This window comes from Actinoplanes sp. M2I2 (assembly GCF_023544445.1).
GTDB lineage: Bacteria > Actinomycetota > Actinomycetes > Mycobacteriales > Micromonosporaceae > Actinoplanes.
The window spans coordinates 17,651-34,764 of sequence record NZ_JALPVJ010000029.1; the positions used below are offsets into that span (position 1 = coordinate 17,651).

At 64.7% G+C, this 17,114-nt stretch carries 4 protein-coding genes; all 4 read left to right on the plus strand.

Features of this window, described 5'->3' with window-relative positions; all coding sequences use genetic code 11:
- The 4 genes from HJC40_RS39565 to HJC40_RS39580 are packed head-to-tail and all read left to right on the plus strand — an operon-like array spanning position 1 to position 16,679.
- Positions 1-3,021, plus strand: a complete 3,021-nt coding sequence (locus tag HJC40_RS39565) for a helicase-related protein (protein ID WP_250008745.1) — start codon at positions 1-3, stop codon at positions 3,019-3,021.
- 8 nt (positions 3,022-3,029) lie between these two features.
- Positions 3,030-7,943: a type II restriction endonuclease subunit M gene (locus tag HJC40_RS39570; protein ID WP_250008748.1), complete on the plus strand. Its 4,914-nt coding sequence runs from the start codon at positions 3,030-3,032 to the stop codon at positions 7,941-7,943.
- Positions 7,940-14,512, plus strand: coding sequence for a DEAD/DEAH box helicase (locus HJC40_RS39575; RefSeq protein WP_250008749.1), 6,573 nt, complete (start codon positions 7,940-7,942; stop codon positions 14,510-14,512). Before HJC40_RS39570 ends, HJC40_RS39575 begins: the two co-directional genes overlap by 4 nt.
- Positions 14,505-16,679, plus strand: coding sequence for a UvrD-helicase domain-containing protein (locus HJC40_RS39580; protein WP_250008750.1), 2,175 nt, complete (start codon positions 14,505-14,507; stop codon positions 16,677-16,679). Before HJC40_RS39575 ends, HJC40_RS39580 begins: the two co-directional genes overlap by 8 nt.
- Positions 16,680-17,114: the final 435 nt, after the last annotated feature.

A 17,114-nucleotide genomic window follows, 5' to 3' on the forward strand; every position in this document is an offset into this window, starting at 1 on the left:
ATGAACGAGTCGATCGTCAACGTGGCACCGAACAACCTGCCCCAGTTCGCCTCCGGGATGACGGTGCTTGCCAGAGACGAAGAGTGGCTGGTCACCGAGGTCAGCCAGACCCGCGACGACGGGACGCGGCTGGTGGTAATCGGGACGTCCCCGCTCGTACGGGATCAGACGGCAATCTTCTTCCACCACCCCGACGGGCCCGGTCGGCTGGACCGGGTCGAGCCGCTGCTCGCCGAGAACACTCGCCTCATCCGCGACACCTCGCCCGGCTTCCGACAATCGCGGCTGTTCATCGAGGCGTTGCTACGCAAGACCCCGCTGCCGCAGGGCGAGCAACGGTTGGCTACCGCTGGCACGCACCTGGCCCACGACCTGCTGTACCAGCGGGAGCCGGCGAAGCGAGCGTTCATGAACTTGCGGCCCCGACTGCTGATCGCCGACGCGGTCGGGCTGGGCAAGACCTTGGAGATCGGGCTGCTGCTGTCGGAGTTGATCCGACGGGGTCGCGGTGACCGAATTCTGGTAGTGACCCCCCGGCACATCTTGGAGCAGTTCCAGCACGAGTTGTGGACTCGCTTCGCGATCGGCCTGGTCCGGCTGGACTCGGCCGGAGTAGCCAGGATGCAGCGCAAGCTGCCCGCTGGGCGGAACCCGTTCGACTACTACCAGCGGGTGATCGCCTCGATCGACACCTTGAAAAGTGCCCGTTACCGGGAGCAGCTGCGCCGGGTGCAGTGGGACGCGGTAGTCATGGACGAGTCACACAAGCTGATCAGCAAGACGGCGCTGAACAACCAGCTCGCCCGGGTACTCGCGCCGACCACCCACGCGTTCATCCTGGCCTCGGCCACCCCGCATAACGGCGATGACGAGTCGTTCAACGAGCTGATCAGCCTGATCGAACCGACCGCCATCGTGGACCCCAAGAAACGTTCCACCCGCGAGGAACTCAAAGACCTTTATGTGCGCCGGCACAAGATGAGCCCGGACGTCGCGGCCCAACTTGGCACGGAGTGGGCCGAGCGCGCCAAGCCGCAGTTCGTGGACTGCCTGGCGACCCCACCGGAGGAAGCGGTCCTCGACGAGCTCTACTCCACCTGGATCGCCCCACCGCAAGGTCGTGCCGAGAACCCTCCGCTTACCGGCAAGGGCAGCCGCTTGTTTCCGGTGACGCTGCTCAAGGCGTTCCTCTCCTCCCATGAAGCCTTGATAGAGACCGTCTCTAATCGCCTTAAACGTCATGAGAGTGAGCCGAAGCATGCCAACGAGGTCGCTGCCCTCCAGCGCCTCGCTGAGCTCGTCGGCCGGATGAACGACGATGATTCCGCCAAGCTCACCGCGTTGGTCCGGGTACTTCGACAGGTCGGGATCGGCCCGAAGTCAGCAACCCGGGTCGTGGTCTTCTCCGAGCGCCGCGCCACGATCGACTGGCTCTACCGGCAGCTCCCGGCACGGTTGGGGTTCATCCAGAAAGACCCAGCAGGGCAGGCCGAGAAGGGCGTCACCGGCCCGGTGCGGATCCTGCACGGCAGTCAGTCCGACGAGGCCCAGCAACGCATCGTCAAGGATTTCGCGCTGGAGGGCAGCGACGTACGGATCCTACTGACCAGCGATATCGCTGCCGAGGGCGTCAACCTGCACCGCCAATGCCATGAGCTGATCCACTACGACATCCCTTGGTCGTTAATCACCATCGAGCAGCGAAACGGCCGTATCGACCGCTACGGCCAGCGGATCCCGCCTCAGATCCGGGTGCTACTTCACCAGTCGGCCAACCCCGCACACGCGGCCGACCAGTCGGTATCGAAGAAGCTCACCGAGAAAGAGGACAATGCGCACCGCACCCTCGGGGAGGCCGCCGCGCTGATGGGATTGCGCGACGAGGAGGCCGAGTCGACGAGTGTCGAGGAGGCATTCCTCGCCGGCCGCGACATCGACGACGTCGTGCCCGATCAGCCGACCGGCGACGATGACATCTTCATGGCCGGTGGCGGGTTCGATGACGATGACGAGGCCAGCCACGCCAACGTTCAACCCGACGACACGGTTCGGCCACCGAGGCTGTTCGGGTCCACCCGCGAATTCGTCGAGGACGCCTTCGCCGAGGCGTACCAGAACCCGGCGGAGGCGATCGGCCTGACCTGGCTGGACCCCGCCGACTATCCGGACACCTTCGAGTTCGAGCTCAACCGCGACGGGCAGCGCCTGGCTGACCTGCAACGCCGACTCAATGTCTTGCCGCAGTCATACCTGGACGAGCGGCGAATCCTGGAGCGGATGACGCTCACTTTCTCGCCGGACGTCGCCAACACCCGCCTGGAGCTTGCCCGCAAGCACAGCGGCGAGCGGCCGAAACGTCGGGGCGCGGCGACCAAGGACCAGAAGTTCGCCGAGTCCGGCTGGCCGGACATGTCCTACCTCACCGACCAGCACCCGGTCACCGAATGGCTGGTCGACAAGGTTCTCGCCCGCCGCTCGGCCGACACCACCCAAGCTCGGCGCCTCACCGCGCCCGTTATCGCCGCCGACGTCACCACGCCGGTCTTCCTGGTCAACGGCCGGTACTCCAACAAACAGGGCAAGCCCACCGTCCTAGCCTGGCTGGCGCTGCACCGCGAGCCGCACGGGATGCGCGTTGACGAGCGGGAATTCGTCCAAGTGCTGCACGACGCGAAGGTCAACCGGGAGATGCGGATGCGTGACGTGGGCGACCTGACCGAACTCCAGGCATTGGTCCCCCAGGCCGTGGAGACTGCCCGCACCGAAATGCGCAGGCGCCTGGACGATGAAGAAGACAAACTGATGGCGCCCCTGATCGCGTACGAGCGGCAACTCTACGAGTGGGAGCAGAAGACCGGTGCCCGCTACGAACAGCTCACCCTCACCGCCGTCCGAAGCCGGGCGGAGCAGCGCGTGCGGCACACGGTCACGAAGGTCAAAGAATTGCTCGACGAGTTGTCCACCGCCGGCGAACCAATGATCCGCGTCGTTGGCCTGCTCGTCCCCGAGCGGAGCGTGTGAGGCAAGCCATGGCATTCAACTCGATTACCAACTATGGCGAATACATCTCCGACCACTACCTGGCCTCACTGCTCAAGAACGACCTTGAAGGTTTGCGGAAGCGCTGGAGTGCCTCGCAGAAGGCCGCCGCGCTCAACGGGCTATCCGCCGACGTGCCGGCCAGCTCTGCCCAGGGCGTCAAGGCCTTGGGGCAGCACTTCTACACCCGCCGTAACCAGATCACCGAGCAACTTGGCGAAGCGCCGACGGTCGGCGCACTCACCGATGTGCGGATCGTCGAGCAGACCCGCGACCTCAACGACCTGATTCTGCGTGCGCTCGCGTTCGGCGCGCCCACCAGCGACACCACCCCGGAGTTCCTGCGGCGGACCACCCTGGATGTGGTTCAGCTCGACCAACAGCGGCAGGTTGAGGTCGCGCTCGCCGCCGCCGGACCCGGCGGCCTGGAGCTTGTCGTGCTGGACGCCACCTGGACCGAGGGCGCGGAGGGCATCGTCGACACAGCGGGCGGCTGCCGGTTGTTGTCCCCGATCAAGCTCGACGGCAGTGCGGAGATCTACCACGCGGGCAAGGCAATCGAGTTCCTCTTCGCCTGCGAGGATCCGCCTCGCTATGTGCTGCTGCTGACCGGCAACGTCGTGCTGCTCGCCGACCGCGGCGCCTGGCCCCGCAGCTACCTCGCGGTCAACTTGACCCAGGCGCTGCATACCAAGGACGACACCCCCGGCGGGGAACTGGAGACCATCGCAGCCCTCTTCGGCGCCGAGTCGCTCGTCACCTTCGAGGGCCAGAACGCCCTCGCCACGCTGGTCGATCAGGGATACAAGCACGCGGTCAAGGTCTCTAAAGAGCTACGCGAGGCGCTACGCCAGTCCGTCGAACTGATCGCCCAGGAGATCCTCAACCGCATCCGCGAACAGGGCGCCGATCCTGACGACCTGGGCGACAAGCTCGCTCGCCGGCTGACCGAGCAGTCGCTGCGCTACCTCTACCGCATCCTGTTCCTGCTCTACGCCGAGGCCCGCCCGGAGCTGGGCATCTTGCCCAGCAAGAACGAGGCATACCAGCAGGGGTACGGCCTCGCCCGACTCGCCGACACCGTCAGCGTCGACCTGCCCGAGGAAGCTGAGGAAGGCCTCTACTTCCACCACTCACTCAGCCTGCTCTTCACCCTCGTCGACGAGGGCCACCAGCACCCGCACCGGCCAGCGGAGGTCGTCCTCGACGACGAAGGCAACGAGATCGCCCTCGACACCGACGGCATCCGATTCGAAGCGCTGAAGTCCGAGCTGTTCCACCCCGACCGCACCGCGCTAATCGGCGAGCGGGTGCGGGTCGGCCAGTGCACCGTTGACACCCGGCTGCGGAACAAGTGCCTCTGGCAGGTGCTCAACCTGCTCGTGCTCACCCCGGAGCCGACCGGTCGGCGGGGACGCGGACGCGCTTCCGGGCAGAGGGGTTTCATCTCGTATGCACAACTCGGCATCAACCAGCTCGGTGCCGTATACGAGGGGCTGATGTCCTACAGCGGCTTCTTCGCCGCCGAGGACGTCTACGAGGTCGCGAAGACTGTTAAGGCCGCTGGGAGGACTGCCGACGGCGGAGAGAAGGAGAAGGCCGACCCGTCCAAGGGCACCTGGACCGTCCCGGTCGCCCGCTCCGGTGACTACGACCCGAAGTACTTCGTGATGCGCACCAATCCGATCACCGGCGAATCGGAACGGATCGTCCATAGCAAGGGTTCCTTCGTATACCGGCTGTCTGGCCGGGAGCGGCAGCGATCCGCCTCCTACTACACTCCCGAAGTCCTCACCCAATGCACCGTCAAACACGCCCTCGCCGAGCTGTTGACCGAGGAGACCACCGCCCGGGACATCCTCGACCTGACCATCTGCGAACCGGCGCTGGGCTCCGGCGCATTCATCAACGAGGCCATCAACCAGCTGGCCGATGCCTACCTCGATCGTGCCCAAGGCGAACGTAACGAAAGGCTCCTACCGGACCAACTGGACATCGAACGGCAGAAGGTCAAGGCATACCTGGCCCTGCACAATTGCTACGGCGTAGACCTCAACGCCACCGCCGTCGAACTGGCCGAGGTCTCGATCTGGCTCAACGTTATGCACGCTAAGCTCGAGGCTCCCTGGTTCGGCCTGCACCTGCGCCGCGGCAATTCCCTGATCGGCGCCCGCAGAGCCGTCTACTCCGTTTCGTTACTGAGTCGCGGCGCCTGGCGAACCACTGCGCCCACCGACCGCCCGATGACGTGCGCCGACGACGGCCAGGTGATCGACCGCCTCACCGATGACGAAATCCACCACTTCCTGCTCCCAGCGCAAGGCTGGGGCGCCGTCTCTGATGCGCAGCAAGTCAAGGACCTCGTGCCCGAGGAGCGGGAGGCGTTGCGGAAGTGGCGCCAGACGATCCGCACCCTGCCAAGCGACAAGAAGACCAGGGATCGGCTACTCGCCTTGGCCCAACGCGTCGAACGCCTTTGGGAACTCACGCGCAAACGCATCGCGGTCTCTGAAAAGGAAATCCGCCGGTCTATCGACGTCTGGGGCGTACCTCCTGCCCGGCCGTTGCCGGAGCCGGCGTCCGGCGCAGTTAGCCGCGACGAGATAACCGAGGCATTGTACGAGGACCGCGAGTCACCTTACAATCGGCTCAAGACCGTAATGGATGCCTGGTGCGCACTATGGTTCTGGCCGGTGGCCTCAGAGTCGGAGATCGCTCCGCCGACGATCGAAGAATGGCTGTCCTTCTGTGAGGCCGTCATCGGAATCCAGCCTGTGAAGGCAAGGGCGTCTGGCAAGAAAGGCGGCGCAGCCGGTCACGAAGACGTGTTCGGCATATTTGGCGGGGAAAACGACTTCGCGCAATTGGCCACGGAAGACGAATCCGACCGCTTCATAGCCCGGTGCTATTCGACTGATCGGATAGCCATCGATGACCGCTTCGCTTGGTGGTCTGTTCTTACCGACATTGCCGACCGCGAAGGGTTCTTTCATTGGGAACTTGAATTCGCTCAGATATCTACAAGAGGTGGCTTCGACCTACAGGTTGGAAACCCGCCATGGCGAAGGCCAGAATGGAGCGAGCCGCTCTTCCTGGCGGAGTACGAACCATTGATGGCGTTTGGCATTGCAAGAACATCGCCGCAGTATGAGAAAGTCAAATCGCGGCTGCTAGCGGCGGACCATGTTCGGACGCAAGCGGTGGACGACGCCGGAGCAAACAAGTCAACTCAGGAATTTTTGAACGATGGAAGTCTCTGGCCCAATTTGGATGACAAGCAGACGAACCTCTATCTATCATTCGTTGAGTTGACCCGAAACCATGCAAGTCGGCGCGGAATAGTCGGGTTGGTTCACCAGGATACCCACTTAACCGGGATTGGGAAGTCGAAGATTCGGCAAACCTGTTATCGTCGCCTAAAACGACACTTTGCATTCAATAATCAGGCTCGCCTATTCAGGGATCTTGGCAACACGGAAGAATATTCTATAAACATCTATTCGTCGGATTCCGACGTGTCTTTTATGAACGTTTCCGGGCTGCAGGTTGTTGATACGCTAGAGCGTTCATTCGAGGATCCTGGTGACACACTTCCACCCGGCGTTAAGGATGGGCACGGAGGATGGGATAGGAGACCCCACCTCGACAGAGTTCTCGAAGTCACTGAGGACCTGCTCGCTACTTGGTCCGAGGTAATTGGTGCTGACGGTGGGCCTTTAGACGCGCCAATAATTCGGCTTACAACTGGTTCAGAATTTGCCGCGATGAGTGAGATGATCGGTGCGCGAAGAGTGTCTGCCGAGGATCTTGCTCTTTCTAGCGGCCTTCAGGAGACTGGTGCACAAAAGGCTCACATTACGCGCCGAGAGACAGCTGTCCCCGAATCAATAGATGGCGTCATCCTCCAGAGTCCACAGATTGCTCCCGGAAATCCACTCTTTCAGCAACCTGGGCCGTTCGGGCGCAACCATCGTGACTACGAAAAAATAGACTTAACTGCAATTTCTCAATCGTTCATTCCGCGTACCAACTATCGACTACTCGATCCGGCCAGGGCTTACGTGCGGCAAGGCAGTAAGAAAAATGCGGATCTAGCGGCACGTTGGCGGGTGGCAATTCGCCGCAGGATTGATGAGAACACGGAGCGATCTCTTCAAGCGGCGCTCATCTGCCCTGGTGTGAAACACGTTCATACTTGCTTGTCCGCTGCCTTGGCGACAGATTCCCTGACCGCATTACTCGCGGGTGCAATGTCCTCGATACCGTTGGACTATGTTATTAAGGTAACGGGCGGTGAAGATCTGACCGAGTCTGAGATAAGGCGACTTCCGATGCCAGATCCTAATCATCCTCTAGCGTCTGCGTTAATTCTTCGCACGCTTCGCCTGAACTGCCTGACGGTCGACTATTCTCCGTTGTGGGAACAGCTATTTGATCCTAGCTGGACCCGTGATCGATGGACTTGTAAGATTGCTGACAGTCGGCTTGACCATGTTGGGCCCGAATGGGAACCAACAACCCCACTGCGATCCGACTATGAACGCCGCTATGCGCTGATTGAGATCGACGTAATTGTGGCGATCATGCTGGGAATCTCCTCGAGGCAGCTGTGCTCTATATATCGATCGCAGTTTGGCGTACTTCGGCAGTATGAGTGGGAAGCCTTCTACTCCGCCGACGGTCATAGGATTGGTGCAGAAAGGGCGAATATGGGTATTCGCCAGACCGAAGCAGAAGCGGAGATTGTGAGGGCGTGGAAGAAGTCAGAATTGACGGATGCTCCGAGGCCGAAAATCCCGGCCGATTGGATAAAACCCGACCGTGAGTCTGAAATGACTCACGCCCACCACGAATTCCAGCGCCGGCTGGATGCTGGCGAGTATCCGGATGCGGTGGAACCGTGATCCCCTCACTGGCGGTCGAGGACCTCAAGGGCAGTCTGGTTCAATATTTGACCACCGCGTTTGCGCTGGCTGACGACGACGTGCATGACGTGCTGGAGTCGTTCCTCAACGACGAGCGCACGGGAGTGTTCCGGGGGCCGTATTTGCGGGTGCGGCCGGGTTTCAAGCCCGCGGCCGGCACTTTCCGCCGGGTCCTGGATTGGTTCCCGGAGGGGTTCGAGCCGTTCCTGCATCAGGAGCGGGCGTGGCTGCGGCTGTCGTCGAAGGGGCAGCAGCCCAAACCGACGATCGTCACGACCGGCACGGGCTCGGGCAAGACGGAGTCCTTCCTGGTGCCGGTGCTCGATCACTGCCGCCGTGCTCGTGCGCAGGGGCAGAAGGGCGTGAAGGCGCTGCTGCTGTACCCGATGAATGCCCTCGCCGACGACCAGGCTCGGCGCATCGACGACCTGCTGCGCGACGAGCCGGCGCTGCGCGAGGTGACCGCGGGTATTTACATCGGTGGTGGCCGCCAGGGCGATGACGACGAAGAGAGCCCAGGCTCGTATGGCCGTGAGTTTGGGTCGTCCGCGCTAGACGATGACCTGCTGATCACGCGGGTGCTGCGGGATCGCGAGCAGATCCGCGAAAATCCGCCCGACATTCTGCTCACCAACTACAAGATGCTGGACCTGCTGCTACAGCGCGTGCCAGACCTGCCGCTGTGGCAGGACCGTTCCCTACGGTATGTAGTGCTAGACGAATTCCACACTTACGACGGCGCGCAGGGCACGGACGTGGCGATGTTGCTGCGCCGGCTGGGTGCGGCAACCGGTCTGGACGAGCCGGGCAAGCCCCTCGGGCAGATCACGCCGGTGGGGACGTCGGCGACTCTAGCCAGCGACGGGGCGGCCGACGCCGGGTTGGGTGAGCAATCGGCCGAGGCGGACCAGAAGAGGTTGCTGGACTTCGCCACGCAGGTGTTCGGCGTCAAGTTCGGTCCGGACGCGCTGGTCGGTGAGGACCGGCTGACGTCGACGGAGTTCTGCGGGGAGATCGATTTCGAGCTGCCATTCCCGACGCCGGAGCAGTTGGCGGTGATCCCGGATCCGTTGGGTAACCCGGCGGACCTTGACGAGGTGGCGCGGGCGACGGTCGGGGTCGACGCACGGGACCCGGTGGCTCTGGGTGCGTTGCTGCGCCATCACATCCTGGTGAAGGCATTGCTGGATTCGGCAGCCGAGGGGCCGTTGACGATCGGGCAGATCGCGAAGCCGTTCGCGGTGCACGGTGGTGGGCCCGCGTGGGCACCGTCGCGCACTGATGCGCCGAAGCCGGCGTTCGCCCCGGCGTTGCTGCGGCTGCTGGCGCTCATCTCGAAAGCGCGGGTCGAGGATCGGGAGGGTCGGCTGCGCCCGCTGTTGCGGGTGGAGGCCCAGTTGTGGGTGCGGGAGATCCGCCGGGTGATCCGCGCGGCGACCCACGAGCCACACTTCCGCTGGTTCGACGACGATGGGCCGACCGGGGACAGCCAGCCCAACTGGTTGAACCTGGCCGTCTACCGGTCGAAGGACCACGACGCGGCGGCCGAGGACACCGACGCCGACACGTCGGCGCCGCCGTTGGCGGCGCTGCGCTGTCACCTGCCCGCGGTGTACTGCCGCCATTGCGGGCAGTCGGGGTGGGCTGCGCTGTCCAAGGAGGCCGCGCTGGATTGGCGGGACCTGAAAACCCGCCCGCTGGAGATCTACCGTGCGGCGGGGCGGCGAGAGAGCCGAGTCCGTTGGATGCTGCGCGCCAGCGAGCACGACCCCTACGTCCAGCATCTCGACGCCGAGGGGCGGCAGCTGCTGGCGAACCCGACCGACCGGACCGTGCCGGTTACCACGGTGGTCGGACCGATCGAGGCCGGCACCGGTGACACCTGCCCGGCCTGCGGGCTGGACGACGGAATGCGGTTCCTCGGCGCGGGAACGGCGACGCTGGCATCGGTGACCACGACTCAGCTGTTCTCCGAGCGGCATTTGGCGTCCGGGGAGCGCAAGCTGCTGGCCTTCACCGACGCTGTGCAGGACGCCACGCACCGTGCGGGGTTCATCGCGCATCGCTCGTTCGGGTTCATCTTCCGTGGGCTGTTGACGGCCAGTGTGCGTGCCGACGCGGCGGTGGCCGTGCACGATCTGGCGTTGGACGCCGCCGAGTCGGCGGTGGGCGAGCATGCGAGAACCTCCGACCGGGACCGGTTGGCGTCGCTGGTCCCGCCGGACTTGCGGGAGGACCCAGAGGTTTTACGGCTGCTCAACGGTGAGCCGGTGACCAGCGCGATGGACATGTTGCAGGACCGGCTGGTGTTCCAGACGCAGTTGGAGTTCGGGCTGCGTTCCCGGATGGGACGGACCCTGGAGTTGACCCGCACCGTCGCTGTCGACATTCATATTCCCGATGCCGAACTGCTGGTGAGCCAGTTGCGGGACGCGCACCAACGCATCCCCGGCACTGTGACGCTGCCGGCCGACGAGCGGGCACATCTCGGGTACGCCCGCGGGCTGCTGGAGCGGATGCGGCTGATGGGTGCGATCTACCACCCGTGGCTGAAGACGTACGTGGAGCAGGCCGGTGCCCGCCGGTGGCCGGTCTGGGGTGGGCGCCCGACCGGGATGCCGGCCTTCCCCCGAGGGCTTGCCGCCCCGCGCTTCGTGATCAATGGTGGGCACGGCGATACCGAATTTGATGCGCTGGCCCGTGGCCGCACGGCAACCTGGTTGACCGACTGGGCACAGCGTAGCGGCGTCGCCGGTAGTGCGGAGGAGGCCGCAGCGCTGAACACGGCGGCGTTCCGGATCTTCACGCAGGAAGGGCTGGTCGCCACGCATCAGGCAGGTAACGGCGCCATCGTGTACGCGCTGGCGCCGAGCCGGATCCAGGTGCATTCGCTGGTGCACGGCAAGGCCGCCGACGAGGTGGCCGAGCATGGAGTGCGCTGCTCGGAGTGCACGTGGCGGCAGACCGTCGCCCCCGGGCTGCTGAATGCTTGGGTGGGGGTGCGGTGTCTGCGGTTCCGCTGCACGGGCGTGTTCGTTCAGGACGTGCGGACCAGAGCGGGCGACGACTTCTATCGGCGGCTCTACTACCGGGACCGGCCCGGGGATGTGCTCACCGCCGAGCACACCGGCGCCTTGAGCAAGCCGAAGCGGCAACGGGTCGAGCGGGCCTTCAAACACCGCACCCACCCGTTCGACCCGAACGTTCTCACCTGCACGCCCACCCTGGAGTTGGGCATCGACATCGGTGACCTATCAGCGGTCCTGCTGACCTCAATGCCGCCAGGTCCGGCGAACTACGCCCAGCGGATCGGTCGGGCCGGACGAACGACCGGCAACGCCTTGGTGATGGCGTTCGTGCCGCGGCGGGCCCGAAATCAGTACTACCTGCACCGGCCAACGGCGATGCTTGCCGGTCGGATCGTGCCGCCGGCCTGCTACTTGGACGCGGTGGAAATCCTGCGTCGGCATTACTTGGCGTACCTGTTCGACCGAGCGGCCGACCGCTCACTGTGGGAGGGGACCGCTGGGCCGAGCACGCCGCTGCCGCGGTGGATCGGCGAGTTGTTCCAGTCCGGCCTGGACGACGCCGGTGGTTGGCTCCGGCGACTGCTAGAGGTGTCCCGCAACCGGCACGATGTGCTGTCGGCCAGATTCCTCGCCCTATTCCCTGAGATCGGCGACGAGGCTCGGCGCTCCGTCGAGGACTTCGCGCGGCAGGACATCGAGACCGAGGTGGGTAAGGCGGTCAGCGCATGGCGACGCCGGCGAGCGGAGCTGCAAGAACGGCTCACCGGCATCAACACCGCGTTCGACGCGATCCCGATCGACACTACGGACACCGAGCGCCGGGACAATCGGCGGCAACTGTTCGCCGAGTTGAAGGCGGTCCGGCGCCGGCTGGATGGGCTGGTCAAGGAGAACTCGGTCAATGCCCTGGTGCGGTTGGGGTTGCTACCCAACTACACGCTGCACGACGATCCGACATGGCTGGACGCCTCGCTGTGGTGGAAGGACCCCGACGGGGAATTCCAGGAAACCGCGTTCGAGTACGGGCGTGGCGCCGGCCTGGCATTGACGGAACTGGCGCCGGGCAACACATTCCACGCCGACGGCTCGAAGTACGTCGTCGACGGCCTCGATGTCGGTACCCCGGCTCGTGCCGCGTACACGACCTGGCGGTTCTGTCGGGCCTGCGGGTATGTGCTGACCGAGGGCGCCGAAGTGGTGCTGCAGCGCTGCCCCCGGTGCAAAGACGGCGGGATCGCGGATCCGGCCGCTTCGTCCCGGCAGGTGCTGGTGCCCGAACGTACTCGGGCCCGAGAACGGCGCGAGGACGCGCGCATCACCGATGACCGTGACGAGCGTGAACAGCGGCGGTATGTGACCGAGACGCTGGTGGATATCGACCCGCAGCAGCCGCACGGGCTGCGGGCGTGGCGCAACGCTGACCGGTTCTTCGGGGTGGAGTTCGCCCGGGAGGCCGTGATCCGAAGGGTCAACTTTGGTCCCGACGGTGTGCCCGGCCCGGACTTCGACGTTGCCGGAGAAACGGTGAAGACGCCCGGGTTCCAGGTGTGCCGGCTTTGCGGTGCGGTGCAGGGTGTGCACCCCCAGGCGTACGACCGGCAGGCTCGCCGGATCGGCACCCGGCATGCGCTGTGGTGCACTCAGCGTCCGCTCGGTGTGCACAAGGAGGAGACCACCACCCTGATCACCGGTCACGAGCTGCGCACCCACGCGTTGCGGTTGCTGCTGCCGTTCTCCACGACGCTGGTGCCCAAGCGGGTGGTTTCGTTCCAGGCCGCGCTAATGCTGGGTATCACCAAGTACTTCGGCGGCGAACCGGACCACATCCGGGCGGTCACGGCCACCATGCCCGGCGACGATCGGGACACCCCTCGACGGTTTCTCGTGCTGCACGACACCATGCCCGGCGGCACCGGCTACTTGGAAAATCTTGCCGACCCGAAGGCAATGGAGCGGGTGCTGCGCCTGGCACTGGCCCACGTCCAGGCCTGCCCATGCGGAAAGGAGGATCGGCAGCCCTGCCACCGCTGCATGCTGCCGTTCGTCTCCTCTAGCCAGCACGAGCTGGTGTCTAAGGAGACCGCGATCGAGTTGCTCTGCGACATCCTGGAGGGCTGGCACCCACAGAAGATCAACACGCTCGCCGACATCCAGATCCATGCCCTGGCTGACAGCGAGTTGGAGCGGTTGTTCGTCGAGACGCTGCGGGCCAAGGCCGACAAGGCCCAGGATGACGAGGCGGCCCGGGATAGGTTCTCCCTCGTGCCTCGCGCCGGCTCCCGGGGCGTGGAGTTCGAGCTGAAGCTCAAGCCCGCCGACGGTCCCGCCGTGCGCTGGCGGATGCGCGACCACGTTGTACAGGCCGGGGCGGTCCGCAGCGAGCCTGATTATCTGCTCAGCGCCGACAGCGGCGCGAAGGTCGCTATCTTCCTCGACGGTTACGCCTTCCACGCCAGTGCAGAGAACAACGAGATCGTCGCCGACGCGGCTAAACGCTCGTCCCTGCGCGACGACGGCACCTGGGTGTGGCAGCTCACCTGGGACGACGTGCGCTCCTGGGCTGTGTGTGTCGAGCAGAACCTCGAAACTAGTGCTCCGCGGCCGACCTTGCTGACCGACCAAGCGCTGGCCAAGGCCCGCGACCATTACTTCACCACCACGCTGAAGGACGACCACGCCGCCGGGCCGCTGGACGGTGCCCTGGCCAACCCGGTTGAGGCCCTGCTGGCGTTCCTGGAACGCCCCGACCCGGAGATTTGGGCGCGGCGCGCGGTGTCACTGCTGACCGGGCTGGCCACTACAGGCAAGGCTGGTCCGGTAGACCGCATGGCCGTAGCCGACCACCTCCCCGCTATCGTCACCGGGACGTCGCGAATGCCCGCAGTGCCAAAGGGGAAACCGGCCGAAGCGGCGGCGCTCGTGGCGACCAGCCCGGCCGGCTGCCGCATCGTCGGCCTCCGCGACAACCGGTCTTCCCGGGTAGGGAAACCGGACCCGATGGCCTGGTCGGTCTTCACCTGCCTTGACGACCGGCCGGATGCGCTGACCGACCAGGAACACCGGGCCCGCTGGGCGCAGTGGTTGGCCTGGTCGAACCTCCTGCAATTCCTCGCCGGTCCTGGCCGCTTCTTCGAACAGACCGCCTGGTCGCAGGCCGCGCAGCTCGACCCGCACCGGGTGCCAGTGCTGGCCTCCGCGCAATCCGCTGTGGTCGCGCAAACGCTACCGGCAGGGTGGGCGGACGCGATCGGCCTGTCCTCGTCGCGGGTGGAGCGGCTGCTGAGGGCGCTCGCCCAAGCCCACGCACCGCTCCCGCAAATCGGTTACGAACTCGGCGATGAGGCCTGGCCTGTAGAGATTGCTTGGCCAAGTGCCCGGATTGCAGTGGTCATCGACGACGGCACGGATCGTGATGACGCCTATCTCCGAGCCGGCTGGCACCTGCACCGCGCCGGCCAAGGCCAGGCACAGCCTGAGTTCACTGAACTGATCACAAAGTTGGAGGAAGCGCGTGGCTAAGGTCAACGTCCTGTTCGCGGACACCTTCGATAAGGCGTACCAGAGCCTCGACGCGACCATCCAGCGCCGGGTTGTCGATTTCATGCTCAAACTCCGCAAGGACCCCGACGCCTCTGGGCTTAACCTCAAACAGCCGCACGGCGCCCAGGACAAGCGCGTCTGGACCGCGCGGGTCAACGACAACTTCCGGGCCGTGCTCTGGCGCCCCGACCACACCACCTTCTACCTGGCCAGCATCAAACCTCATGACGATGCGTACACATACGCCGCGCAGACCGTCTGGAGCGTCAACAAAGTCACCGGCGGAGTCGAGTTCTACCACCACGGAGCGATCCAAGAGATCCTGTTGCGGACCGGTGACAGCCTCCCCGCCGCGCACAGCAAGGCTGGCTTCTTCGATGGCGTCTCGGACGCCGACTTCGTTCGGCTTGGCATCACGGCGGCGCTCGTCCCAACGCTTCGCGAGATCCGCAGCGAAGACGCGCTGCTCGGTATCGCCGAACAGATCCCCAAACTCGCCAGCCAGGTCCTCCTTGCGCTTGCCGACGGCAAGACCACGGACCAGGTATGGGAGGAGATCGTTACCCAATCCGAGGCCGAGGGCGACGTCGACCCCGACGACGTGTCCGCCGCCGTCGACCGGCCGGCCACCAGAGAATCCTTCGCTGTCGTCACGGACGACTCACAGGAGCTCGAGCGGATGCTCCTCAAGCCCATGTCGGAGTGGCGGATCTTCCTGCACCCCCAACAGCGCCGATTGGCCTACCGCGCCAAGCCCTACAACGGGCCGGCCCGGGTCTCCGGGGGCCCCGGTACCGGGAAAACTGTCGTCGCTCTACACCGTGTCAAGGCCCTCGCCGCCGGCCTTCCCGCCGGTTCCGGCCAGAAGATCCTGTTGACGACCTACACCAACGCCCTGTCCGACCTGCTACATCGGCTCCTCGATGACCTTGGCGGTCCGGATCTGACGGCCAAGGTCGACGTCCTCAACATCGACAAGGTTGTCCGCGAGATCCTTCGCAAGGACGCCGAAGCCCAATGGGCGAACGTGGAGGTGCTTGGTGACGCCGCCATCGCCACCCGATGGGACGACGTCATCACGGAGCTGTCCACCGATGACTCCCTCGACCGATCTTTCATGGTCAGCGAATGGGAACAGGTCGTCCTCGCCCAGAACATTCGGACCCGCGATGAGTACTTCGCCGCCCGCCGTGCCGGACGAGGACGCCGCATCACCCGCTCCGAACGGGCCACTATCTGGGAATTCATCCAGGAATTCGAGCGTCGCCTTGACCGCGACAAGGCCCTCGGCTTCAAACAGGCCGCCGTCCGAGCCGGCGACATCACCGCGACATGGACAGACGCCGACCGCCCATACCGGCATGTCGTCGTTGACGAGGCCCAAGACCTGCACGCCGCCCACTGGATTCTGCTTCGCGCCCTGGCCCCGGCCGCCAAGGATGACATGTTCATCGTCGGCGACACGTTCCAGCGCATCTACGACAGCCGCGTGACCCTCGGCAAGCTTGGAATCGACATCCGCGGCCGGTCCCACCGACTGACCTTGAACTACCGCACCACCAGGCAGATTCTCGAAGCCGCCGTCAGCGTTATCGACCCGAAGGACCCTGACGGCTACGACGACCTCGACGGTGGTTCCGATAGCCTGCGCGGCTACCGCTCCATCCTGCGTGGGGGCAAACCCGATGTCATCGGATATTCCTCACCGACGGCGGAAATGAATGCCCTGGTTCGCCGTATCCGTGGCTGGCACGAAGGCGGTATCCCGCTCGACGAAATCGCCGTCATCGGCCGTACCAACACCGCTGCAACTGCCGCAGTGAACGCTCTACAAGCGGCGGGCCTACCCTCAGATATGGTCAAATCCGGGCAGGTTTCTAAGCCGGAGGCGGGTGTCCAAGCGATGACGATGCACCGCGCGAAGGGGCTGGAGTTCCGGGCGGTCGCGATCATCGGCGCCGGCGCCCGCTACCTTCCTCTGCCCGCTGCAGTCACTCCGGAAGAAGCAGACCATCTCGATCACCAGCGGGACATTCAGCGTGAACGCTCGCTGCTCTTCGTCTCGGCAACTCGGGCCCGTGAGGCGCTCTCCATCACCTGGTCTGGCCAGCCCAGCCGCTTCCTCACCGGGTTTGTCAACAAATGATCGTGATGTTTCCCTTATTTGTTAGCCAAGGTAGGAGTTCACCCAGCACCTCGGAGCTGGCCGACCAGCGGTGGAGTAGGCATTTCTTGCTGGAGAGTCAGCGCTGTGCTGGGCACAATCGCGCTGCGAAAGGGCGAGCCGATCTGAGCGTTCAAGTTGAGGACTGGGCACAGTTCACTCATTGGGTGAGTGTCAATTGTCCCAGGCGATCGTCCGCCCATACCTGGACCCCGGATGGCTCGGCCAGCGGTGCATCATAGGCGGCAGTATGCGGTCACTTACGATTGCGCCCGTTCACCGCGAAGGTCGACGAAGCGCCCTGACGGCCCCCTATGGACAAGATCCTCGACTCCTTCGGCTGGAAGACTAGGCATCTATCCATCGGACGGCCCGATCGCACGACTCAGCAGGACCCCACCCCCGCACCGGCAATCG